Here is a 20504-nt window from a genome sequence, read left to right as displayed (position 1 = left end):
TTCGCCTGCGAGACTCCTCAGGGACTACTCGGGCCGAGCCGGGAGATTGCTGGTCCCGGCAGAAGGCGGATCGCCCGGCACTGCACGTGATGGGTCGCAGGCAAGGCGTCGGCCTGGACGACTCATGGGCGAGGACAGCACCTGAGCGGTTCATGGACGAAGACCGGTCGGGCCGGGTTCTCGGATGCCTGCGAGGTCACCGTCGGTGATTTCGTACCTGTCTGGACGCCTTCTGGTGCTTCACGGTGGCCAGGAGTCGCCCGTCACGCAGTCGGCCCACACCGTCCTACCAGGGCCGACTCGGTTGCGTACGCCCCAGTCGGCGGCGAGCGCTTCGACGAGGAGCAGGCCGCGACCACCGCTCTCATCCGCACCGTGGGCCCGCTGCGTCGGCTGAGCTGGATGAGTGTCGCTCACCTCGATCCGGAACACGCCACAGCCCTGGTCGTGCGCCAGAAACAGGACGAAGTCCCGCCCGGGGACGCGGCCGTGAAGTACGGCGTTCGATGCGAACTCGGCGACAACGAGCACGACGGTGTCGTGCGCCTCGGTGCCGTGCGGGTGGCCCCACTCGGTGAGCTGGTGGGCGGCTTGCAGCCGGGCCAGGCGGGCACCGCGGCGGGTGGCGGAGAAGCGCTGGGTGAACGAACGAGCCGGAGTGGGGTTCTGGGTGTGCCGGAGTGGGGTTCTGGGTGTGGGGGACCGACATGGCTTCCACCCTGCCGGGAAGTGACGGCTCGTCGGCAGGTTCGGCGCCGATACCGATCGCGTTGTACTGGTCGACTCGCTGGACTGGGTCGGCCACCCTACGTGACGATGAATGTGCCGAGCGTGGCGCAGCGCGCACGGCGGACGGTACGGCAAGCGTCCGGGCCCAGCATGGGAACGGCCCGGCGGCACAGGGGGAAGGCGGCTGCGATGACGACGGGCAATGGCGGTGGGGTGAGCGGGAACGCCGGGCAGAGTGGGGGAGGAGCCGGGGGTGGTGGTTGCGAGCCGGAACTCTCGGACAGCCTGAGGACCTTCGGCGCGGTGCTCAAGGCCCTGCGGGAGGAGGCCCGCCTGACGCAGGAACAGTTCGCGTCGCTGGTGCGGTATTCGGTCGCGTACATCGCCAAGATCGAACAGGGGAAGCGGTTCCCGCCACGGGATCTGCTGGAGCGGTCGGAGGAGGCGCTGGGGGCGGTCGCGGGTCGGGTGCTGAAGGCGGCGGCGAAGAGTCTCACTCGGAGGGCAGGGTTGGCGTCGTGGTTCCGGCAGTGGGCGGGGATCGAGGAGGAGGCGATCTCGCTCTTTGCGTACGAGTGCGCTGTGATTCCGGGGTTGCTCCAGCCGGAGCCCTATATTCGCGCGCTCTTCGAGCGCCGCCTTCCGCCCTTGTCGGAGGAACAGTTCGAACAGCAGGTCATGGCTCGACTTGAACGCCAGCGTCTGCTGACGGCGCGGCCAAACAGCTCGTTCAGCTTCATCATCGAGCAGGCCCTGGTGGACCGGCGCTTGGCCGGTGAGGGCGTCACACTCGCGCTGCTCAGCAACCTGCTCGATGTGGGCCGTCTCCGGAATGTAGAGATTCAGATCGTGCCCCGGGTCCAGGAGGATCACTCCGGTTTCGAGGGCCCTCTCTACCTCGCCGAGACGGTGGAGAATCGGTGGGTGGGCTACGTCGAAGCGCATGACTGCAGCATGTTGGTCACCGACACAAGAGCTGCAAGCGCCATGCTTCAGCGCTATGGCAAGATGCGCTCGCAGGCTCTGAGTCATCAAGCCACCGCGAGCCTGCTGGAGCAGATGCGAGGAGCGTTATGAGCACCATCGAACGTGCCTGGTTCCGGAGTAGCTACAGCGGCGGTGGGGGCGGCAACTGCGTCGAGGTCGCCATGCGCACCGAGGCCGTTCTCGTCCGGGACTCGAAGGACACGGACAAGCAGGCGTTGGCCGTGTCCCGCGACGCCTGGTCGGCGTTCACGACGCTGGCGGCCGACTTGCGCGTCTGAACTCCGGTGGGGCAGTGCGTAGCTGCCCGACCAGCGTCTCTGACCCTCGGTGCGCAGCACGAGCTGTCACCGCCCCCGCCATCCGGCCACGCGGATTCCGTACCGGACTCCAGGCCTCCGTCGGGGATCCCCGCGGGTCACCGTCCGAGCCACCGCTGACTGGCCACGGCGCCCCTAGCCACACACTCCGCTCGCGCCGGCCCGCGGAGGGCGGGCCGGCGCGAGCGACGGTGAGGGGAGCCGTGCCGGTCGGGGCGGAAGCGGCGTCAGGGGTGCCCGGGTTCCGTGGCCGGGTGGGGCACCGGGATCGGTGGCGGCTGGGGGGCGTCGGTGGTCGGTGTCGAGGGGGCGGCGGTTCGGTGCGGGGCCGGCTTCCGGCGGGTCGGCCGGTTGCGGCCGAGGCGTTCGTGGGCGTCGGCGAAGTGTCCGGCGACGGCTGCCGAGACGGTCGACAGGTCCAGGGCCAGGGCGAACCCGGTGATGATCTCCGCCAACCGGACGGCGCTACCGGGACCGGTGCACCCCATCATGTCGAGGAGTTCGTGCTGCGTGGGCAGGTGGGTGCCGCCCCCGACCGTGCCGACCGCCAGGCCGGGCAGGGTCATGCTCGCGTAGACGCCGTCCCGCGTGCGTTCGAGGACGAACTGCCCGGCGCTCGACTCCTGCACGCAGGCGATGTCCTGGCCCGTCGCCGCGAAGATCGCCGCCACGATGTTGGCGGTGTTGGCGTTGGAGCCCAGGACGCCGCTGTGGACGGCTCCGGCCGTGATGTGCCCGTACCCGGTGACCAGTTCGTCGGGGGTGGTCCTCAGCACCCGTTGGACGACGCCTGACGGCAGCACGCAGTCGGCGGACACCCTGGTGCCGCGTCCTTCCGCCACGGCCTGCGCCGACGCCTTCTTGTCCCCCGACGTGTTCCCCTCGATGAGGAAGGACTCCAGTTCCCCGTCCGGCACCAGGTGCGGCTGGCGCAGGATCCACTGGCAGGCGTGCCAGGTGCACGCGGTCGTCATGTTCTGGCCCGCCGCGTCCCCCGTGGTGTACCGGAACCTCAGGTGCACGGTCCTGCCCAGGACGACGGGCTCGATCGAGAGCAGCGCGGCGTGGCCGGACACCTGCCGGATGATCGTGCGGAGGTCGTCGAGGTGCCGGGGGACCGCCGAGGCGAAACGGCCTGCGTCCGTCAGCCGGGAGAACGCGAAGACCGGGGCCCGCGTCATCGCCTGCTGTGCGGCGCGGGTGCTGACGCCGCCGGCCATCGTGACGGCGAGGGCCCCCCGGGTCGCCGACGAGACCAGGGCGCCCTCCGTGGTGGCCATGGGGGCGTAGACCTCACCCTGCACGTTCGTCCCGCGGAACAGCAGGGGTCCGGCCACACCGACCGGGATCTCGACGGTGCCGACGAGTCCCTCGATGTTGCCGGTCAGCGTGGCGGCGTCGAGCCGCGTGTGCTGCAACGAGTCCAGGGCCGTCCGGGTCCGGGAACGGAGCCAGTTCAGCCGCTGGAGCCGCGCGGCCTCGGTGTAGAGCCCCCGGGCGGGCACGTAGCGTCCGAGCGGCCTCGACGGCGACTGGGACGGCGACAGCGGCTGCGGCTGCGGCTGGGAGGGTGGGGGCACAGCGGGGGTTTCTCGGGAGCTCATACGGCATCGCTTTCCTCTGGGACGGGCATCGGCCCGATGGAGTGCTTCGGGGAGGGGTCCTCAGGCGTGCTCGAGGGGGTGAGGACGGTCGCGAGGGCGGCACGGGGACGGAGGCCCCGGCCCCGTGAGGCGAGGGAGGGGAGGGAGGACCGGGTGGCACCTGCTCCGCCGTCCCGCGGCCGTCACGGTCCGGCCGCGGCCGGTCGTCCGGCTTCTGCCCTGGTGGCCGCCGTGTGCCCTGGTGGCCGTTCTCCCCGGCGGGTCGGGCAGGTCGGGCGGGTCCGGCGGTCCCGGCGGTCCCTGACGTCCGTGGTCCCCGGCGTCCGTGGTCCGTGGCGTCCCTGGTACCTGGTCCTCGTCTGTTGTCGCGCGTGTCGTCGCGCGCCCTCAGGCGGTGGTCAGTGGTTCGGCGCGGTCACCGGGCACCGCTTGGGGCGTCCCGTCGGACGACCGGGCCGGACGGGCGGCGTGGCGGCCGGGTCCTGCCGTGGCGGCACCGCTCCGGGGCGGTGACGGGTCCACGCGGGGTGGCTCCGCCCGAGTACGTCGTCCTGGCCATGATCGATCCGCTCCCCCGGTCCCCACTCCCCCGCTGCCACCCCTGTTGCGGGAGGGCAGCCCCGACACCCGCTCAAACGATCTCTCGGCCGACCGGTTACGCACCCGATGCACGGCGATCTGCCCCGGTTCGGCCGGAGTCGTTCCGGGCCGCCCGCGGTGAGCCGTGCGCGGGCCGCCGGCGGCGTGCGGCACCGCCCCGGCGTCGGCCCGGCCCGCCGAGAGGGCCAGGCGGGCGTACCTGGGCGTGCCGGGGCGGTCGCGGGCAGTGCCCGATCACCGTCCGGGCGGCTTCGGATTGGGCGGCGGAACAGAGTTGGGCCCGGCTGAGCCGTGGCCCCGCGGAGGTCTGGTTGACTCCGCGGTCAGTCACCCACCCCCCACATCCGCCCCGCGCCGCCTGCCCGTGGTGTCGGGCCAACGTGAGTGGAGCCGCTCGGATGTCCTTCGGACCACAGCCCTGGCACGGGGCGCCCTACCCCGCCGCACCCGCTGCCGACGCACCACCGGCACCGCCCCCTCCCGCGCCGGAGTCCGGGCCCGGGTCGGAGGAGTCCGGGCCCGTCGACGAGTCGGCGTCCCTGGGTGTCGGGTTGCGGGTCGGAGGGCGGGTCGTCGGTGTCTGGCTGGCGTTCGTGTTGGTGGGGGCGTTCTGGCCGGACGTGTACGGGGTGCGTGTCTCCGGGGCGCTGAGCCTGGGGGTGGTGCTGGCCGTGGTGCCGTTCGCCGTCGGGGTGCACGCGCTGGTGGTGTACGGGCGGCGGGTCGACGCGGCCGAGCGGCAGCCGGGTGTCCGGAGGTGGTCGTGAACGCGTTGCTCGACACCTCGTCGCGGTCCCTGGTGTTCGCCGTGGTCTCGGTGTTCGTCGTGGTCTGCCTGATGCTGTGCGTGATCACGGGGGCCGACGAGGACGACCGGGCGCTGGTGCGCTCCGACAGCCGTCGGCTGCGGTCCTGGCAGCAGGGCATCGCGATGGGCGGCGACACCACGACGGTGGCGACGGTCACCGTGCTGGTGGGCATGGTGGCCGTGTCCGGCTTCGACGGGCTCGGCGTGATGTTGGGCAGCCTGATCGGGGTGGTGCTGCTCCTCGTGCTGGTGGTGGAGCCGCTGCGCCGGCACTCCTCGGTGACGGCGGTGGACCTGCTGGACGCGCGGGGCAGCGGTGGGCCCGCCGTGCGGCTGTCGTGGGGCGCGGTGACCCTGCTCGTCTGCTTCCCGTTGCTCGTCGTGCAGTTGGTGGTGGTCGGCAACGTCACCGCCGCGCTGGTCGGGGAGCCCGGCATCCGGGCCGGCTGCATCGTGGTGTTCGGGTGCGTGATGACGGCGCTGGCCGTCAGCGGCGGTATCCGGGGGACGGGCGTGGTGATGATCGCCAAGTCGGTGATCGCCCTGCCCGTGCTGGTGGTCGCCGCGGTGCTGGTGCTGCACCGGTTCGACGGGGACCTCGGACGGCTGCTCGGCGCCGCCGCGCACGGCTCGGGGCTGGGTGAGGCGTACCTGCGTCCCGGTGGCTACACCGGTGACGGGTGGGTGGGGGCCGTGAACCGGATCGGGCAGACCTTCGGGATGTCGATGGCGACCCTGGCGATGCCCGCCGTGCTGATGCGGGTGATCTCGACGAAGAGTCCGCGCGGTGCCCGCACGGCGGGGCGGTGGATGCTCGGCGAACTGACCCTGCTGTACGCCGCGTTGGCCGTGGTCGGCGTGGGTGCGGCGGCGCTGGTCGGCGAGGTGCTGCGGGAGGCCGGTCCGGCGGCGCAGGTGTCCACGCCGTTGCTGCTGGGGCAGGTCCTCGACGGCGGGGGTGTCCTCGTCGCCGCGCTCGCCTGCGTCCTGTTCCTCACGGCGCTCGCGGCCGTGGTGGACGTGACGCTCGCCGCCGGTATCGCGCTGGGCCGGGACGTGCGGGGCGCGTACGGCGAACTGGCGGGGACCCGGCCGGCGGGCCGGGCGGACGGTTCCGCCTCGCGGTGGGCCGCGGCGGCCACCGGCGTGGTCGCCACACTCGCCTCGGTCGTCGCCGCCGACTGGAACCTGGTGGTCCTCTCCACCCTCTGGCTGGCCATCTGCGGCGCCGCTCTGGCTCCCGTGCTGCTGTACGCCCTGTACTGGCCGGGGTTCACGGCCCGTGGCGCGCTGTGGTGTCTGTGGGGCGCGGCGGCGGTGTGCGTCGCGGCGCTCGGGCTGTCGCCGTACACGTCCGGTACGCCCGAATCGCTGTTCCCCGCCTACGACTTCAGGGTGTGGGACGTGACGATCCCGGGCCTGGTGACGGTGCCGGCCGGGTTCCTGCTGGGCTGGCTGGGCAGCGTCACGGACCGGCGGCGGGCCGTGGACGGCACGGCGGCTTCGGGCGGCCGGGCACGGGGAGTGGGGCGGGAGGAGGCGGGGGTCCGGGCACCGGGCGGCGCCGAACGCCCCACCGAGACGCGCGCCGGCTGAGGCCGAGGTCCCCGGTCCCTCCGGCCCCGTCCGTCCGGTCAGCCGGTGGGGGCCTGCGATGAACGGGCGAGGGGGCGGTCCCGCGGTGGAGAGGCGAGGGGACGGTCCCCACGTCCCCACGCCCTCCCGTCAGCTCCTCGCGCGCCCCGCCTCACCCCGCGAACCGCAGCCCCAGCCGCTCCTCCAGGTCCTCGCGCGTCGTGCCGAAGAGGTCGCGGACGCGGACGCCGTCGGTGTCGATGTCGAAGACGCCGTGGTCGGTGTAGACGCGGGAGACGCAGGCCAGGCCGGTGAGGGGGTAGGTGCACTCCTCGACCAGCTTGGGGGTGCCGTCCTTGGCGAAGAGGTCCATCATCACGAAGGTCCGGCGGGCGCCGACCGCGAGGTCCATGGCGCCGCCGACGGCCGGGATGGAACCCGGGGCGCCCGTCGACCAGTTGGCGAGGTCGCCGCGGACGGAGACCTGGTAGGCGCCGAGGACGCAGTGGTCGAGGTGGCCGCCGCGCATCATCGCGAAGCTGTCCGCGTGGTGGAAGTAGGAGGCGCCCGGGAGTTCGGTGACGGGCTGCTTGCCGGCGTTGATGAGGTCGGGGTCGACCTCGTCGTCGGCGGCGAGCGGGCCCATGCCGAGCATGCCGTTCTCGGTGTGCAGGGTGACGTGCTGGTCGGGGCGCAGGTGGTTGGAGATGAGGGTCGGCGCGCCGATGCCGAGGTTGACGAACGAGCCGGCCGGGATGTCGGCCGCGATGAGCGCGGCGAGCGCGTCGCGGTCGCGCAGGGTTGCGGTGCTGCTCATGCCGGGCCTCCGAGGGTGACGACGTGGTCGGTGTAGATGCCGGGGGTCACGACGTGTTCGGGGTCGAGGGCCCCGGTGTCGACGACGGTGCGGACCTGGACGACGGTGGTGGCGGCCGCGGTGGCCATCACGGGGCCGAAGTTGCGGGCGGTCTTGCGGTAGACGAGGTTGCCGGTGCGGTCGGCGGTGTCGGCCTTGACGAGGGCGACGTCGGCGGTGAGCGGCTGTTCCAGAACGTACCCCACGCCGTCGATGACGCGGGTCTCCTTGCCCTCGGCGAGGACGGTGCCGTAGCCGGTGCAGGTGAAGAAGCCGCCGATCCCGGCGCCGCCGGCGCGGATGCGTTCGGCGAGGGTGCCCTGCGGGACGAGTTCGAGTTCGACGGTGCCGGCCCGGTAGGCGGCGTCGAAGTGCCAGGAGTCGTGCTGGCGGGGGAAGGAGCAGACGACCTTGCGGACCCTGCCCTTGGCGATCAGCGCGGCCAGGCCGATGTCGCCGTTGCCCGCGTTGTTGTTGACGATGGTCAGGTCGCCGACGCCGGCGTCGATGAGCGCGTCGATGAGTTCGACGGGCTGTCCGGCGGCGCCGAACCCGCCGACCATGACGACGTCGCCGTCGCGGACGCAGCGGACGGCCTCGGCCGGGTCGGTGTGGAAGGTCGGCATCACGCGTCAGCCCTTTCGAACACGGCGGCCAGGCCCTGGCCGCCTCCGATGCACATCGTCTCCAGCGCGTACCGGCCGCCGCTGCGGCGCAGTTGGTGCGCCAGGGTGGCCAGGACGCGGGCGCCGGTGGCCCCGACCGGGTGGCCGAGGGAGATGCCGGAGCCGTTGGGGTTGAGCCGCTCGTCCGTGGCCGGGATGTCCCACTCGCGCAGGCAGGCGAGCACCTGGGCGGCGAACGCCTCGTTGAGTTCGATGAGGTCCAGGTCGTTCAGGGTGAGTCCGGCGCGCTGGAGCGCGGCGGCGGTGGCCGGGACCGGGCCGATGCCCATCCGTTCCGGTCCGACGCCGGCGACCGCCCACGCGCGCAGCGCGAGCAGGGGTTCCCAGCCTCGGCGTTCGGCCTCGGCGCGGGTGGTGACCAGGCACATCGCGGCGCCGTCGTTCTGGCCGCTGGAGTTGCCGGCGGTCACGGTCGCGTCGGGGTCCAGCTTCGCCCGCAGGGGGCGCAGCTTCGCCAGGTCCTCGGCGGTGGTGCCGGGGCGCGGGTGCTCGTCGGTGTCGACGACCCGCTCCGGGGTGCGGCGGGTGGCGGGCACGGTGACCGGCACGATCTCGTCGGCGAACCGGCCCTCCGCCTGCGCGCGGCCGACGCGGGTCTGCGAGGCGAGGGCGAGGGCGTCCTGTTCCTCGCGGGTGAGGCCGTACTCGCGACGCAGGTTCTCCGCCGTCTCGATCATGCCGCCGGGGACGGGGTGGTCGCGTCCGCCCGCGGTCTGGCGGGCCCGGTCGAGCCGGTCCCACAGTTCGAGGCTGCCGGCCCTGACGCCCTGGCGGACGCCGAGCGCGTAGTGCTCGACCTGGCTCATCGACTCCACTCCCCCGGCGACCACCGTGGTGGCGGCGCCGGTGGCGACGGTGCCGGCCGCGTACAGGACGGCCTGGAGCCTGGATCCGCAGCGGCGGTCGAGCTGGAGTCCGGTGACCGCGGTGCCGAGTCCGGCGTCGAGGGCGGCGATGCGGCCGATGGCGGGGTTCTCGCCGCTGGGGTAGCAGTTGCCGAGCACGACGTCGTCGACGTCGCCCTCGCCGAGTCCGGCGCGGGCGGCGAGGGCGCGGAGCAGTTGCCGGGCCAGTTCGGTCGCGGGGAGTGCGGCGAACGCGCCGCCGAAGCGGCCCACCGGGGTGCGCAGCGGGTGGCAGACGACCACGTCGGAAGCAGACTTCATACCGGGAACGGTAGTCAGCGGTCATCGAGAGGGGAAATATCAAAATCCCGGTGATTGATATCGAAATGGATATGAGTGGTGGCGGCGCCGGCATACGCTGGCGGACATGACCGATGAGCTGCGGCGCATGCGCTACTTCGTGACCGTCGCGGAGGAACTGCACTTCGGCCGGGCCGCCGAGCGGCTGCACATGGCGCAGCCCCCGCTCAGCCAGGCCGTCCGGGGGCTGGAGGAGTCGGTGGGGGCCCGGCTGCTGGAGCGCACGACCCGGCGGGTGGCGCTGACCGCCGCCGGAGAGGCGTACCTGCGGCACGCGCGGGACGTGCTGGCGCGCGTGGAGCGGGCGAAGCAGGACGCGCGCCGGATCGAGGCGGGGCTGGAGGGGCGTCTGGTGGTCGGCTGCGTCGGGTCGGCCACGTACTCGCTGCTGCCGCGTTTCGCACGCGCCCTGCGGGCCGAGGTGACCTCGGTCGATCTGGCCGTGCGCGGCGAGATGCTCACCGCGGACCAGATCGCGGCGCTGCGGGACGGCACCGTCGACCTGGGGCTGATGCGGCCCCCCGCCGACCGGGCGGGGGTCGTCGTCACCCCGCTGCGGTCCGACCGGCTCGTGCTGGCGGTCGCGGACGAGCATCCGCTGGCCCGTCGGCGGCGGGCCTTCGTCCGGGACCTGGGGGGCGAGACGCTGCTCACGCATCCGGGCGGCGGGCGGTCCGCCATGTTCGACGTGGTCACGCGGGCCGTGTCCGAGGCGCGGGTGACTCCCGGGGCGGTGCAGGAGGTGGCCGAGACGTCGACCCTGCTCACGTTCGTGGCGGCCGGTCTCGGGCTGGCGGTGCTGCCCGAGCCGGCCCGGGCGCTGGCCCTGGAAGGGGTGGTCTGGCTGCCGTTGCAGGGCGTGCCGCCGGTCGAGCTGGTGGCGGTCCGCCGGGACCGGGTCGAGCCCCACGTGGCGCGGGCGGTGGACTGCCTGGGGAGGGTGGCGGCGAGCGGGGCGGGGGGCCGGGCGCGGAGGGAGTGAGGCGGGCTCGCCGGTCCCGGGCCTCGACGCACGCGTGCCCCGTTGCTCCTCCGGCCCGGTGCCACGTGTGCCCCGCCGCCCGAGGGGCACCCGGCGCCACGCCGACCCGGGACCGCGCCCCGTGGACCCGGCCCTCGGCCCCCCGTACGCCCCCATGCACCCGGGCCGCCCAGCGCCACGCATGTCCGGCCGCGACACGACGTCATCGCCCGAAAAGAGTACCGTTGACACCTTCGTGAGCATGGCGAACGACTTTTCGGCGCTTCCGGCAGGTCAGGAGGCTCAGAAGGAGGGAATCGGGACAGTGAGCGGTGATTCCCGGCGCCCTCCGGTCGCGTCGCCCCGTCTCTTCGGCGCCCGGGGGGTGAGGGCGGCGGCACCCGGCCGACGGCGGACCGGGTCACGAGCGGGGGACGGCGCCCGGCGGGGATCCCGGGAACCGCCCACCGGCCGATTGCGTTCGCTGTTCCGGGTGCGCAGTGTGGCCGGCCAGGTCTTCCTGCTCCAGGTGCTGGTCGTCGCCCTGGTCATCGCCGCTGCCCTGGCCGCCCTCCTCCTCCAGGCGCAGCGGGACAGCACGCAGGACGCGCGGGCCCGTTCCATGGACATCGCGAAGACGCTCGCGTACGCCCCGGAAATGGCGGAGGACCTGCGGGCACCCGATCCGACGGCCGAGCTCCAGCCCTACGTCGAGCGGGTCCGCACCGAGAGCGGTGTCGACCTGATCGTGGTGCTCTCGCCGACGGGGGTGCGCTACACCCACCCGGACCCGGCGGAGATCGGCGAGTTCGACCCGAACGCGCTCCACCTGCCGAGCGAGGCCCGCACGGAGAACTTCCACACCACCCAGGGCGACGCCGTGGCCTCCTACGTGCCCGTCACCGACCGCGACGGCACGGTGGCCGGCACCGTCGCGGTCTCGATCACCGTGGACAAGGTGACGAGCATGACGACGGCGCAGCTGCCGGTGCTGGTGGGGGCGGCCGTCGGGGCACTCGCCCTGAGCGCGGCCGGCACCGCCCTGGTCAGCCGGCGGCTGCTGCGCCAGACCCACGGACTGGGTCCGGTGGAGATGACCCGGATGTACGACCACCACGACGCGGTGCTGCACGCGGTGCGGGAGGGCGTGCTGATCACGGACGGTGACGGGGCGCTGGTGCTGGCCAACGACGAGGCGCGGCGGCTGCTGGACCTGCCGCCGGACGCGGAGCGGCGGGAGATCGGCGAGCTGGGCCTGGAGCCGGGGCTGCTGGAGATGCTGACCTCGGACCGCACGGCCACCGACGAGGTGCACCAGGCGGGCGGGCGTCTGCTGGCGGTCAACAAGCGCCGTACCACGCCCACGCCGGACAGCGGGCGCGCCGGGAGCGTGGTGACGCTCCGCGACACCACGGAGCTGCGGACCCTGTCGGGCCGGGCGGAGGTGGCGCGCGAGCGGCTGACGCTGCTCTACGACGCGGGGGCGCGCATCGGCTCCACCCTGGATCTGCGCAACACCGCGCAGGAGCTCGCCGACGTGGCGGTGCCGCGGTTCGCGTTCGTGGTCACGGTCGAGCTGAGCGAGGCGGTGCTGCGCGGCGAGGAGCCGTCTGGAACGTCCCTGGGCCTGCGGCGGATGGCCGTGAGCGGGGTCGCGCCCGACCGGCCGCTGGTGCCGGTGGGCGGGCAGGTCCGCTTCCCGCCCGGTACGCCGCAGGCGCGGAGCGTGGAGAGCGGCCGGGCCGTGCTGGAGAAGGATCTCGCCGCCGCCGAGGACTGGCAGGAGCGGGCCCCGGAGGAGGCGGCGAACGTCCTGGCGAACGGAGGGGGGTCGCTGATCACGGTGCCGCTGCGGGCCCGCGGCGGGCTGCTGGGGGTGGTGGACTTCTGGCGGTCGCGGTGGGAGGAGCCGTTCGACGAGGGCGACACGGCGTTCGCGGAGGAGCTGGCCGCCTGGGCGTCGGTGGCGCTCGACAACGCCCGCCGCTACACCCGCGAGCACGCGATGGCGGTCACGCTCCAGCAGAGCCTGCTGCCCCGGGACCTGCCCGAGCTGAGCGCGCTGGACGTGGCGCACCGCTACCTGCCCGCGCAGGCCGGGGTGGGCGGTGACTGGTTCGACGTGATCGAGCTGTCCGGTGCCCGGGTGGCGCTGGTGGTCGGTGACGTGGTGGGGCACGGGCTGCACGCGGCGGCCACCATGGGCCGGCTGCGCACGGCGGTGCACAACTTCGCGACGCTGGATCTGGCGCCGGACGAGCTGCTGGCCCGGCTGGACGACCTGGTGGCGCGGATGGACCGGGAGCAGGCGGGACGGGACGACGAGACGCTGCTCGGGGCGACCTGCCTGTACGTGGTCTACGACCCGGCCTCGGGCGCCTGCACCCTGGCGCGGGCCGGCCACCCGCCGCCCGCCCTCGTCCGTCCGGACGGCACCGTCACCTTCGTCGACCTGCCCGCCGGTCCCCCGCTGGGCCTGGGCGGGCTGCCCTTCGAGTCGGTCGAGATCCGCGTGCCCGAGGCCAGTCAGCTGGTGCTGTACACCGACGGGCTGGTCGAGAAGCGGGGCCGGGACATCGACGTGGGCCTGGCGCTCCTGCAGGGTGCGCTGTCCCGGCCCGGGCGGGCGCCGGAGGAGACCTGCCGGGCCGTGCTGGAGGCGCTGCCGCCGGACCGGGCCACCGACGACGTGGCGCTGCTGGTCGCCCGGACCCGGGTGCTGGACGCGGACCGGGTGGCCGACTGGGACGTGCCCCGGGAGCCGTCGGCGGTGTCCCGGGTCCGCGCGGAGGTCGCCGGGCAGCTGGAGGCGTGGGGGCTGGAGGGGGTGGGGTTCGCCACCGAGCTGATCCTCAGCGAACTGGTCACCAACGCGATCCGCTACGGCACCTCGCCGATCCACGTCCGGCTGCTGCGGGACCGCCACCTGATCTGCGAAGTGTCCGACGGCAGCAGCACCTCGCCCCACCTGCGGTACGCGTCGGCCACGGACGAGGGCGGACGCGGCCTGTTCCTGGTCGCCCGGTACGCGGAGCGCTGGGGCACCCGGTACACACCGGGCGGGAAGGTCATCTGGACCGAGCAGCTGCTGGACGGCGGCAGCGAGCCCGGCGAGCCGGTGAGCGACGACGACCTGCTGGCGCAGTGGGCCGACGTGACGCTGTGAGCACGCTGTGAGCCCGGCGGCGGGGAGCGGGACGGGCCCCGGAGCGGCGCCCCGCTCCCCGCCCCGCCGGACGGCCCGCACGCACGGGCCCCGTGCGGGCGGGACTGCCTCGGGAGGACTGCCCCGGGTGCCGCCGCCTCCGGGGCGCCCCCGACCGGGCACGCCTCGCCCCCCCGGTCGTCCCACCAGGCACTCCCCGCCTCCCCGGTGACGGGAGCCGGACCGCCCCGGCGCCGCTCCTGCGTGCGGACCGCCCGGCGCCGCTACTTCGTGAGGAGCGCCCCGGCCCCCGCCGCCGAGGGGGCGGTCACGGTGTCCCAGTGCACCGTGCGGTCGCACCAGCGGTCGAGCAGGATCTGGTCGTGGCCGACGGCGAGCAGTGCGGCGCCGGTCGCCGCGCGGTAGTCCTCGACCACGGCGACCAGCGCGGCCGTGGTGGAGGCGTCCAGCATCGCGGTCATCTCGTCGCAGATGAGCAGGCGCGGGGTGAGCACCAGCGCGCGGGCGAGGCAGGCGCGTTGCAGCTGGCCGTCGCTGACCTCGTGGGGGCGGCGGGTGAGCAGGTCGGGGGTGAGGCCGACGGTCTCGGCGAGTTCGGGGACCCGGTCGGGGATCTCGTCGCGGCGGCCGGTGGCGCGCAGCGGTTCGGCGATCAGGTCGGTCAGGCGCAGCCGGGGGTCGGCGGAGAGCCGGGGCTGCTGGAAGACGACGCCGAAGGCGGTGCGGGCGGCGCGCGGGGCGCGGTGGCGCCAGTGCCGTACGGGGGCGCCGTCGAGGAGGACGGTCCCGGCGTCGGGGCGGTGCAGCAGGGCGGCGACCCGGGCGAGGGTGGACTTGCCGCAGCCGCTGGGGCCGAGCAGGCCGACGGACTCGCCCGCGGTGACGGTGAGGGAGGCCCCCCGGACGACGGGGGCGCGGCGGTCGTAGCCGGCGGTGACGGTGCGCAGTTCAAGCACGGGCGTCCTCCGGGGTGCGGGCCGGGACCGGGTGGTGGCAGGCGACCGACGCGGTCAGGGCCGGGACGGTGGCGCAGGCCGGGGTGGCGCGGTCGCAGCGGGGGGCGAAGGCACAGCCGTCGGGGAGGCTGCCGAGTTCGGGGGGCAGGCCGGGGATGGGGGTGAAGGCGCGCTCGGGGAGGGCGTCCAGGAGGCCGCGGCTGTAGGGGTGGCGGGGTCCGGGTGTGCCGAAGAACGTGTCGGCCGGGGTGAGTTCGACGATGCGTCCCGCGTACATGACGGCGACCCGGTCGGCGATGCGGGCGGCGGCGGCCAGGTCGTGGGTGATCATCAGCAGGGCGCGGCCCTGTGCGGCGTCGACGTGGCGGCGCAGTTCGTCGACGGTGCGCTCGACCAGGTCGCGGTCGAGGCCGGTGGTGGGTTCATCGGCGAGCAGCAGGGGCGCGTCACCGATCAGTGCGAGGGCGGTGGCGGCGCGCTGGGCGAGGCCGCCGGAGAGTTCGTGCGGGTGGCGGTCGAGGTGGTCGGCGGGGAACGCGGCGCGGGCGGCGGCCTGCTCGGCGGCCGTGCGCAGGGCGGCCCGGCCGCGGACGCCTTTGAGTTCGGCGACCGTCTCCTCCACCTGGGAGCGGATGGTGCGGACGGGGGTGAGGTGGGCGGCGGGGCTCTGCGGGACGAGGCCGATGCGGCGGCCGCGGACGCGGCCGGCCAGGGTGGCCTCGTCGGCGGTGAGCAGGTCGAGGTCGTCGAGGTGGGCGTGGCCGGCGGTCCGGGCGTTGGCGGGGAGCAGGCCGAGGAGGGCGGAGGCGAGGACGGACTTGCCGCAGCCGCTCTCGCCGACCAGGGCGAGGCATTCGCCGGGGGCGACGTCGAAGTGGGCGTCGGTGACGGCGGGGACCTGGCGCCCGCCGGGCATCAGGAAGCGCACGGACAGGCCGCGGACGGACAGCACGGGGGGTGACGTGGTCACAGCGTGAGCTCCGATCGGCGGCGGGGGTTGATCCGTTCCCGCCAGACTCCGGCGAGGCCGGCGATGGCGAGGGTGGGGATGATCAGGAAGAGGCCGGGGAACAGGGTGGGCCACCACTGTCCGGCGAGCAGCGAGCCGCGGGCGCCCTGGATGAGGGTGCCGAGGCTGGCGGTGTGCGGGGGCAGGCCGAGGCCGAGGAAGGACAGGGCGCTCTCGTGCCACATGGCGTGCGGGACCATCAGCACGGCGGCGAGGCCGGCCTGGGGCAGGACGCCGGGCAGCAGGTGGCGCAGCGCGACCCGCCACCGGGAGGCGCCGCCGGACACGGCCGCGTCGATGTAGGGGCGGGAGCGCAGGGACAGCACCTCGGCGCGCACGATGCGGGCCGTGGACAGCCAGTGGGTGAGGGCGACGGAGATCACCACGGGCCAGACACCGGGCCGGAACATCGCCACGATGAAGATGCCGAGCAGCAGGTGCGGCACGGAGGCGATGGCGTCGACGACGCGCATGACGAGCCGGTCGACCCAGCCGCCGAGGGCGCCGGCGGTGGCGCCGACGGCGGTGCCGATGACGGTGGCGGTGAGCGCGGCGACCAGGCCGACGAGCAGGGAGACGCGCAGGCCGTAGACGCAGCGCAGCAGCAGGTCGCGGCCGACGTCGTCGGTGCCGAAGGGGTGGGACCAGCTGGGCGGCAGGAGTTTGGCGGAGAGGTCGACGGTCTGCTGGTCGAGCTGGGCCAGCGGCGGGACGAGCAGCACCGCGAGGACGGTCAGGGCGACCAGCGCGGCGGAGACGCGCAGCCGGAGGGTGTGGGTGGAGCGGCGGGCGGTGCCGCGCTCGCGCGGGCCGGGCCCGGGGAGGGGGGTCTTCTCCAGGGTGGTGTCAGCCATGGGGATCACATCTCATCCAGCTTCACCCTCGGGTCGGTGAGTCCGTACAGCAGGTCGGCGAGCAGGTTTCCGGCGAGGACGGCGGCGGTGGCGAGGGTGGTCAGCGCGGCCAGCAGCGGGAAGTCGACGGCGGTGGCGGCCTCGACGGTGGCCGCGGCGATGCCGGGCCAGCTGAAGACGGTCTCCACCAGCAGGGCGCCGGTGATGAGTTCGGGGACGCGGGAGCCGATCAGGGTGAGGACGGACAGCAGGCCGGAGCGCAGGGCGTGGCCGAGCAGGACGGTGCGTTCGGCGAGGCCGCGGGCCCGGGCGCCGCGCACGGGGTCCTCGGCGAGGGCGTCGCCGACACCCTGGCGGACGTAGAGCGTGAACCAGGGCAGCTGGGAGACGGCGAGGACGCCGGCGGGCAGCACGAGGTGGGTGGCGAGCTGTCCGGCGGTGACGTGGTCGCTGCCGGTGTCGGTGAGGCCGCCGGCCGGCAGGACGTCCAGTTTCAGGGCGAACAGCCAGATGGCGAGCAGGGCGATCCAGAAGACCGGGGCGGCCTCCAGGGAGTACGACACGGAGGTGATCGCCCGGTCGACGAGCGAGCCGGGGCGGCGGGCGGCCAGCACGCCGAGCAGGGTGCCGAGCAGGACGGCGACCACGAAGGCGACGGCGCACAGCAGCGTCGACCACAGCAGCCGTTCGCCGATGACCTCGGCGACCGGCTGGCGCATCACGGTGGACTGGCCGAGGTCTCCGGTGACGGCGGAGGTCAGCCAGTCCCACCAGCGGGCGGTGAGGGGGCGGTCGACGCCCAGGTTCTCGCGCAGCCGGTCCAGGGTCTCCTGGTCGGCGCCGAGGGCGGCGGTGCCGGCGTACGCCTTCACCGGGTCGAAGGGGGAGGCGGCGGCGAGGGCGAACGCGCCGAAGGTGACGACGAGGAGCACGGGCACGGCGAACAGGGCCCGCCGTGCCGCGAGCCGTCCCATCGCCGCCCAGGGCAGGGTGCTCACTTCTTGGGCGTCCAGTCCTCGACGTTCCACCAGGGGCCGCTGGCGAAGCCGTGCTCGTGCGGTTCGGTCTGGGTGGTCAGGCCGTCCCAGTCGTCGTCGAGGACGTAGAGGTGGTCGATGTGGGTGAGGAAGGTGTAGCCGGGGTTCTTCACCAGGGCGCGCTGGAGGTCGTCGTAGGCGGCCTCGCGCTCGGCCCGGACGCGGGTGCGGCGGCCGGCGTCGAGCGCCTTGTCCACGGCCGGGTCGTCGTAGCGGGCCATGTTGTTGAAGCCGTCACCGGCCAGGGAGGAGTGCAGCAGGGTGTACAGGCCGAAGTCGGGGTCGCCGACGCTGCCGAAGCCGGCGAGGACGGCGTCCCGCTTCATGCGGGGCTCGATGACCTCCCAGGTCCCGCTCTCGACCGTGACGTCGATGCCGGCCTGCTTGGCGTCGGAGGCGTAGGCGAGGGCGTGGTCCTGGCGGACCTTGTCGCCGGAGGGGTAGTAGAGGGTGAACGCGGCGCGGCGGCCGTCCTTGGCGCGGATGCCGTCCTTGCCGGGCTTCCAGCCGGCGTCGTCGAGGATCTTCTTGGCGCGGGCGAGGTCGCGCGGGCGCTCGACGTCCTCGGCGAACCAGGAGTCGTCGACGGGCAGGGGGCCGTAGGCGGGCCGGCCGGCGCCGTCGAGGATCTTGTCGACCATGGCCTTGCGGTCCACGGACAGGTCCAGGGCCCGGCGGATGGCGGTGTCGCGGGTGACGGGGTGCTCGGTGGGGAGGGTGACCGCGCGGAAGTCGTAGGAGGTGGCCCGGTACGTCCTGCGGTCGTCGTCCTTCTCGAAGGTGGCGGCGAGGTTGGGCGGCAGGGTCGCGCCGTCGAGGTCGCCGGAGCGCAGCCGGGTGGCGCGGACGTCGTCGTCGGCGATGATCGCCATGGTGAGCTTTGTCACCTCGGGGGCGCCGCCCCAGTAGTCCGGGTTGGCCTTGAAGGTGAGCTTCTCGCCCTTGCGCCAGTCGGTGAGGACGTACGGTCCGGTGCCGATCGGCCGGGTGTTGAAGGAGCCGGTGTTGGGGTCCTGCTTCCCGGCCACGTGCTCGGGGACGATGGGCAGCACGGTGCGGGAGGCGAAGGCCGCGTAGGGGTAGTCGAGGGTGAAGACGACCTTGTGGTCGCCGTCGGCCCGGACCTCCTTGATGGCGTCCAGTTCGCTCTTGGCGGTGTTGTTGGTCTTGTCGTCGAGCACCGTGCGGTAGGTGTAGACGACGTCCTCGCTGGTCAGCGGCTCGCCGTCACTGAACTTCACGTCGTCGCGGAGGGTGAAGGTGTAGGTGCGGCCGTCGTCGGCGACCTCGGGGAGGTCCTTGGCGAGGGCGGGCTGGAGGTTCATCTCCGCGTCGCGGGCCAGCAGCCCGTCGAAGATCTTGGAGTTGCCGTCCTTGCCGTAGCCGAGGAGCGGGTTCAGGGTGTCCGGCTCGGAGGGGACCCCGATCACCACGGCGTCGGCGGCTCCGCCGCCGTCCGCACCGCCGTTGCCCGGTGCCGAGCAGGCGGCGACCGTGCCCGCCATCACCGCGGCGACGGCGGCGCTCCGTACGCGTCGGGTCGTCATCGAACCTCACACTCCAGTTGACCGATAATCGTTGTTGCATATTAGTTGCAGCAAGGGGCTACCCGGTACCGGCTCCCCCCAGTCCCCGCACGCCCCCTCACTCCGGGGCGCGCGAAGCGGCCGGGGAGTGGGGGCGCCGTGCGTGCGCTCCCGGTGACCGCTTGTCACCGGACGGGAAAGGGCACTACTGTCGCCACGCCTTGGTGACGGGAAATCCGGTGCGACACCGGTGCGGCCCTCGCCACTGTGATCGGGAAGTCCTGCTCCGGCCCTCACGGGCGGCCACTGGGTCCTCGGACCCGGGAAGGCGGAGCACGGGCGGTGGTACCCGTCAGCCAGGAGACCGGCCAAGGCGCGTCAACCATCCACGAGGTGCTGGAGAGGGTCTGCTGAGCCATGCACATAGCCGAGGGTTTTCTGCCACCGGCGCACGCGGTCGCCTGGGGTGCCGTGTCGGCGCCGTTCGTCGTCCACGGAGCCCGGTCGCTCGTCCGTGAGGTCAGGAACCATCCCGAGAGCACCCTGCTCCTGGGCGCCTCCGGAGCGTTCACGTTCGTTCTGTCCGCGTTGAAACTGCCGTCGGTGACCGGCAGTTGCTCCCACCCCACGGGGACGGGACTCGGCGCCATCCTGTTCCGGCCGCCGGTCATGGCGGTCCTGGGCACCATCACCCTGCTGTTCCAGGCGCTGCTGCTCGCCCACGGCGGGCTGACCACGCTCGGCGCCAACGTCTTCTCGATGGCGGTCGTCGGACCGTGGGCCGGGTACGGCGTCTACCGGCTGCTGCGCCGCGCGGACGTGCCGCTGATGGGCGCGGTGTTCGCCGCCGCGTTCGTCGCCGACCTGTCGACGTACTGCGTGACCAGCGTGCAGCTGGCGCTCGCCTTCCCCGACCCGGCCGGCGGCTTCGCCGGCGCGCTCGGCACGTTCGGCACCGTCTTCGCCGTCACCCAGATCCCGCTGGCGGTCAGCGAGGGACTGCTCACCGTGCTGGTGATGCGCCTGCTGGTGCGCTCCAGCCGGGGCGAGCTGACCCGGCTCGGCGTGCTGGTGACGCGGGCCGGACGCGCGACGGCGGACTCCGCGGACCCGTCCCGCGCGTCCCACGCGTCCGGCCCGTCCGACGCCTCCGGCGCTCCCGGTGCCTCCGGCACGGCCTCCGGGGCGGTGACCCGATGAGCCGGAACGCCAGGATCAACACGCTGCTGCTGCTCGCCGTCGTCGTGCTCGCGGTGATCCCGCTGGTGTTCGGACTCGGCGACCACAAGGAGGAGCCCTTCGCCGGTGCGGACGCCGAGGCGGAGACGGCGATCACGGAGATCGACCCGGACTACGAACCGTGGTTCTCCCCGCTGTACGAACCCCCGTCCGGCGAGGTCGAGTCGGCCCTGTTCGCCCTCCAGGCGGCGATCGGCGCGGGCGTCCTCGCGTACTACTTCGGACTGCGGCGGGGCCGCCGGCAGGGCGAGGAGCGGGCGTCGGACCCCGGCTCGGCCCCCACGGCGACGGAGGCGGCGGCCGGGACCACGGCAGCCGGCCCGGGCGCGCGGGCGGAGCCGGTCCCCGGCCCCGGGGACGACGCCGGCGAGCGGCGGGTCTGATCCCGG

At 73.9% G+C, this 20504-nt stretch carries 18 protein-coding genes and 1 riboswitch; of the genes, 8 read left to right on the top strand and 10 right to left on the bottom strand.

All coding sequences use genetic code 11. The annotated features are described in order from the left end of the window. Positions 1–240: 240 nt before the first annotated feature. Positions 241–900: an ATP-binding protein gene (locus AC02VZ_RS04645; protein ID WP_432058358.1), complete on the bottom strand. Its 660-nt coding sequence runs from the start codon at positions 898–900 to the stop codon at positions 241–243. Between the two features lie 18 nt (positions 901–918). Between AC02VZ_RS04645 and AC02VZ_RS04640 the strand changes: the two genes are divergently transcribed. Next, the gene (locus AC02VZ_RS04640; RefSeq protein WP_432058359.1) at positions 919–1806 is read left to right on the top strand and encodes a helix-turn-helix domain-containing protein; all 888 of its coding nucleotides are present in this window, start codon (positions 919–921) and stop codon (positions 1804–1806) included. Next, complete coding sequence (locus AC02VZ_RS04635; protein WP_432058360.1) at positions 1803–1994, top strand: DUF397 domain-containing protein; 192 nt, start codon at positions 1803–1805, stop codon at positions 1992–1994. Before AC02VZ_RS04640 ends, AC02VZ_RS04635 begins: the two co-directional genes overlap by 4 nt. Positions 1995–2260: 266 nt before the next feature. Here AC02VZ_RS04635 and AC02VZ_RS04630 read toward each other — a convergent pair whose 3' ends face one another. Continuing rightward, positions 2261–3637: a hydroxymethylglutaryl-CoA reductase gene (locus AC02VZ_RS04630; RefSeq protein ID WP_476474585.1), complete on the bottom strand. Its 1377-nt coding sequence runs from the start codon at positions 3635–3637 to the stop codon at positions 2261–2263. Positions 3638–4635: 998 nt separating this feature from the next. Between AC02VZ_RS04630 and AC02VZ_RS04625 the strand changes: the two genes are divergently transcribed. Next, positions 4636–5004, top strand: a complete 369-nt coding sequence (locus tag AC02VZ_RS04625) for a DUF485 domain-containing protein (RefSeq protein WP_432056432.1) — start codon at positions 4636–4638, stop codon at positions 5002–5004. Continuing rightward, positions 5001–6641 carry a sodium:solute symporter family transporter gene (locus AC02VZ_RS04620; RefSeq protein ID WP_432056433.1) on the top strand — a complete coding sequence of 547 codons (1641 nt, stop codon included), beginning with the start codon at positions 5001–5003 and terminating at the stop codon, positions 6639–6641. Before AC02VZ_RS04625 ends, AC02VZ_RS04620 begins: the two co-directional genes overlap by 4 nt. Positions 6642–6792: 151 nt before the next feature. Here AC02VZ_RS04620 and AC02VZ_RS04615 read toward each other — a convergent pair whose 3' ends face one another. Genes AC02VZ_RS04615 through AC02VZ_RS04605 form a run of 3 tightly spaced genes read right to left on the bottom strand, consistent with a single transcriptional unit; the run spans position 6793 to position 9328 of the window. Then, on the bottom strand, positions 6793–7437 hold the full coding sequence (locus AC02VZ_RS04615; RefSeq protein ID WP_432056434.1) for a 3-oxoacid CoA-transferase subunit B: 645 nt from the start codon (positions 7435–7437) through the stop codon (positions 6793–6795). Further along, positions 7434–8102, bottom strand: coding sequence for a 3-oxoacid CoA-transferase subunit A (locus AC02VZ_RS04610; protein ID WP_432056435.1), 669 nt, complete (start codon positions 8100–8102; stop codon positions 7434–7436). Before AC02VZ_RS04610 ends, AC02VZ_RS04615 begins: the two co-directional genes overlap by 4 nt. Further along, positions 8102–9328, bottom strand: coding sequence for an acetyl-CoA C-acetyltransferase (locus tag AC02VZ_RS04605; RefSeq protein WP_476474584.1), 1227 nt, complete (start codon positions 9326–9328; stop codon positions 8102–8104). Before AC02VZ_RS04605 ends, AC02VZ_RS04610 begins: the two co-directional genes overlap by 1 nt. Positions 9329–9434: 106 nt before the next feature. Here AC02VZ_RS04605 and AC02VZ_RS04600 point away from each other — a divergent pair, with 106 nt between their 5' ends. After that, positions 9435–10349, top strand: coding sequence for a LysR substrate-binding domain-containing protein (locus AC02VZ_RS04600; protein ID WP_476474583.1), 915 nt, complete (start codon positions 9435–9437; stop codon positions 10347–10349). A gap of 472 nt (positions 10350–10821) precedes the next feature. Continuing rightward, positions 10822–13494 carry a SpoIIE family protein phosphatase gene (locus AC02VZ_RS04595; RefSeq protein WP_476474582.1) on the top strand — a complete coding sequence of 891 codons (2673 nt, stop codon included), beginning with the start codon at positions 10822–10824 and terminating at the stop codon, positions 13492–13494. A 263-nt stretch (positions 13495–13757) separates the two neighbouring features. Here the strand turns inward: AC02VZ_RS04595 and AC02VZ_RS04590 are convergent, their stop codons facing one another. From AC02VZ_RS04590 to AC02VZ_RS04570, 5 genes are read right to left on the bottom strand one after another with little or no spacing between them, the layout of a single operon-like run. Further along, complete coding sequence (locus AC02VZ_RS04590; protein WP_476474581.1) at positions 13758–14450, bottom strand: ABC transporter ATP-binding protein; 693 nt, start codon at positions 14448–14450, stop codon at positions 13758–13760. Further along, a complete protein-coding gene (locus AC02VZ_RS04585; RefSeq protein WP_432056440.1) occupies positions 14443–15420 on the bottom strand; it encodes an ABC transporter ATP-binding protein in 978 nt (325 codons plus the stop codon). Before AC02VZ_RS04585 ends, AC02VZ_RS04590 begins: the two co-directional genes overlap by 8 nt. Next, a complete protein-coding gene (locus AC02VZ_RS04580) occupies positions 15417–16313 on the bottom strand; it encodes an ABC transporter permease (protein WP_476474580.1) in 897 nt (298 codons plus the stop codon). The genes AC02VZ_RS04585 and AC02VZ_RS04580 overlap by 4 nt, the downstream gene beginning before the upstream one ends. Positions 16314–16318: 5 nt before the next feature. Next, entirely contained in the window at positions 16319–17287 is a 969-nt protein-coding gene (locus tag AC02VZ_RS04575) for an ABC transporter permease (protein WP_432056500.1), read from the bottom strand. Positions 17288–17307: 20 nt separating this feature from the next. Beyond that, complete coding sequence (locus AC02VZ_RS04570) at positions 17308–18897, bottom strand: ABC transporter substrate-binding protein (protein WP_476474579.1); 1590 nt, start codon at positions 18895–18897, stop codon at positions 17308–17310. 184 nt (positions 18898–19081) lie between these two features. After that, positions 19082–19263: riboswitch (cobalamin riboswitch) on the top strand. Positions 19264–19293: 30 nt separating this feature from the next. On the opposite strand from AC02VZ_RS04570, the gene AC02VZ_RS04565 reads away from it, so the two are divergent. Together AC02VZ_RS04565 and AC02VZ_RS04560 are read left to right on the top strand one after the other, a co-directional pair. Next, positions 19294–20076 (top strand): energy-coupling factor ABC transporter permease, encoded by a 783-nt coding sequence (locus tag AC02VZ_RS04565; protein ID WP_476474578.1) that lies wholly within the window; start codon positions 19294–19296, stop codon positions 20074–20076. Continuing rightward, the gene (locus AC02VZ_RS04560; RefSeq protein ID WP_476474577.1) at positions 20073–20498 is read left to right on the top strand and encodes an energy-coupling factor ABC transporter substrate-binding protein; all 426 of its coding nucleotides are present in this window, start codon (positions 20073–20075) and stop codon (positions 20496–20498) included. Before AC02VZ_RS04565 ends, AC02VZ_RS04560 begins: the two co-directional genes overlap by 4 nt. Positions 20499–20504: the final 6 nt, after the last annotated feature.

The sequence above is a fragment of the Streptomyces sp. 3-6 genome (assembly GCF_056323165.1).
Note: the sequence above shows the minus strand (reverse complement) of the source record. Positions and strands in the feature narration are given on the sequence as shown.

Coding starts and splice junctions, on each gene's coding strand:
- AC02VZ_RS04640 (WP_432058359.1), top strand. CDS start 919: ATGACGACGGGCAATGGCGGTGGGGTGAGCGGGAACGCCGGGCAGAGT.
- AC02VZ_RS04635 (WP_432058360.1), top strand. CDS start 1,803: ATGAGCACCATCGAACGTGCCTGGTTCCGGAGTAGCTACAGCGGCGGT.
- AC02VZ_RS04630 (WP_476474585.1), bottom strand. CDS start 3,637: ATGAGCTCCCGAGAAACCCCCGCTGTGCCCCCACCCTCCCAGCCGCAG.
- AC02VZ_RS04625 (WP_432056432.1), top strand. CDS start 4,636: ATGTCCTTCGGACCACAGCCCTGGCACGGGGCGCCCTACCCCGCCGCA.
- AC02VZ_RS04615 (WP_432056434.1), bottom strand. CDS start 7,437: ATGAGCAGCACCGCAACCCTGCGCGACCGCGACGCGCTCGCCGCGCTC.
- AC02VZ_RS04610 (WP_432056435.1), bottom strand. CDS start 8,102: ATGCCGACCTTCCACACCGACCCGGCCGAGGCCGTCCGCTGCGTCCGC.
- AC02VZ_RS04605 (WP_476474584.1), bottom strand. CDS start 9,328: ATGAAGTCTGCTTCCGACGTGGTCGTCTGCCACCCGCTGCGCACCCCG.
- AC02VZ_RS04600 (WP_476474583.1), top strand. CDS start 9,435: ATGACCGATGAGCTGCGGCGCATGCGCTACTTCGTGACCGTCGCGGAG.
- AC02VZ_RS04580 (WP_476474580.1), bottom strand. CDS start 16,313: ATGGCTGACACCACCCTGGAGAAGACCCCCCTCCCCGGGCCCGGCCCG.
- AC02VZ_RS04575 (WP_432056500.1), bottom strand. CDS start 17,287: ATGGGACGGCTCGCGGCACGGCGGGCCCTGTTCGCCGTGCCCGTGCTC.
- AC02VZ_RS04570 (WP_476474579.1), bottom strand. CDS start 18,897: ATGACGACCCGACGCGTACGGAGCGCCGCCGTCGCCGCGGTGATGGCG.
- AC02VZ_RS04565 (WP_476474578.1), top strand. CDS start 19,294: ATGCACATAGCCGAGGGTTTTCTGCCACCGGCGCACGCGGTCGCCTGG.
- AC02VZ_RS04560 (WP_476474577.1), top strand. CDS start 20,073: ATGAGCCGGAACGCCAGGATCAACACGCTGCTGCTGCTCGCCGTCGTC.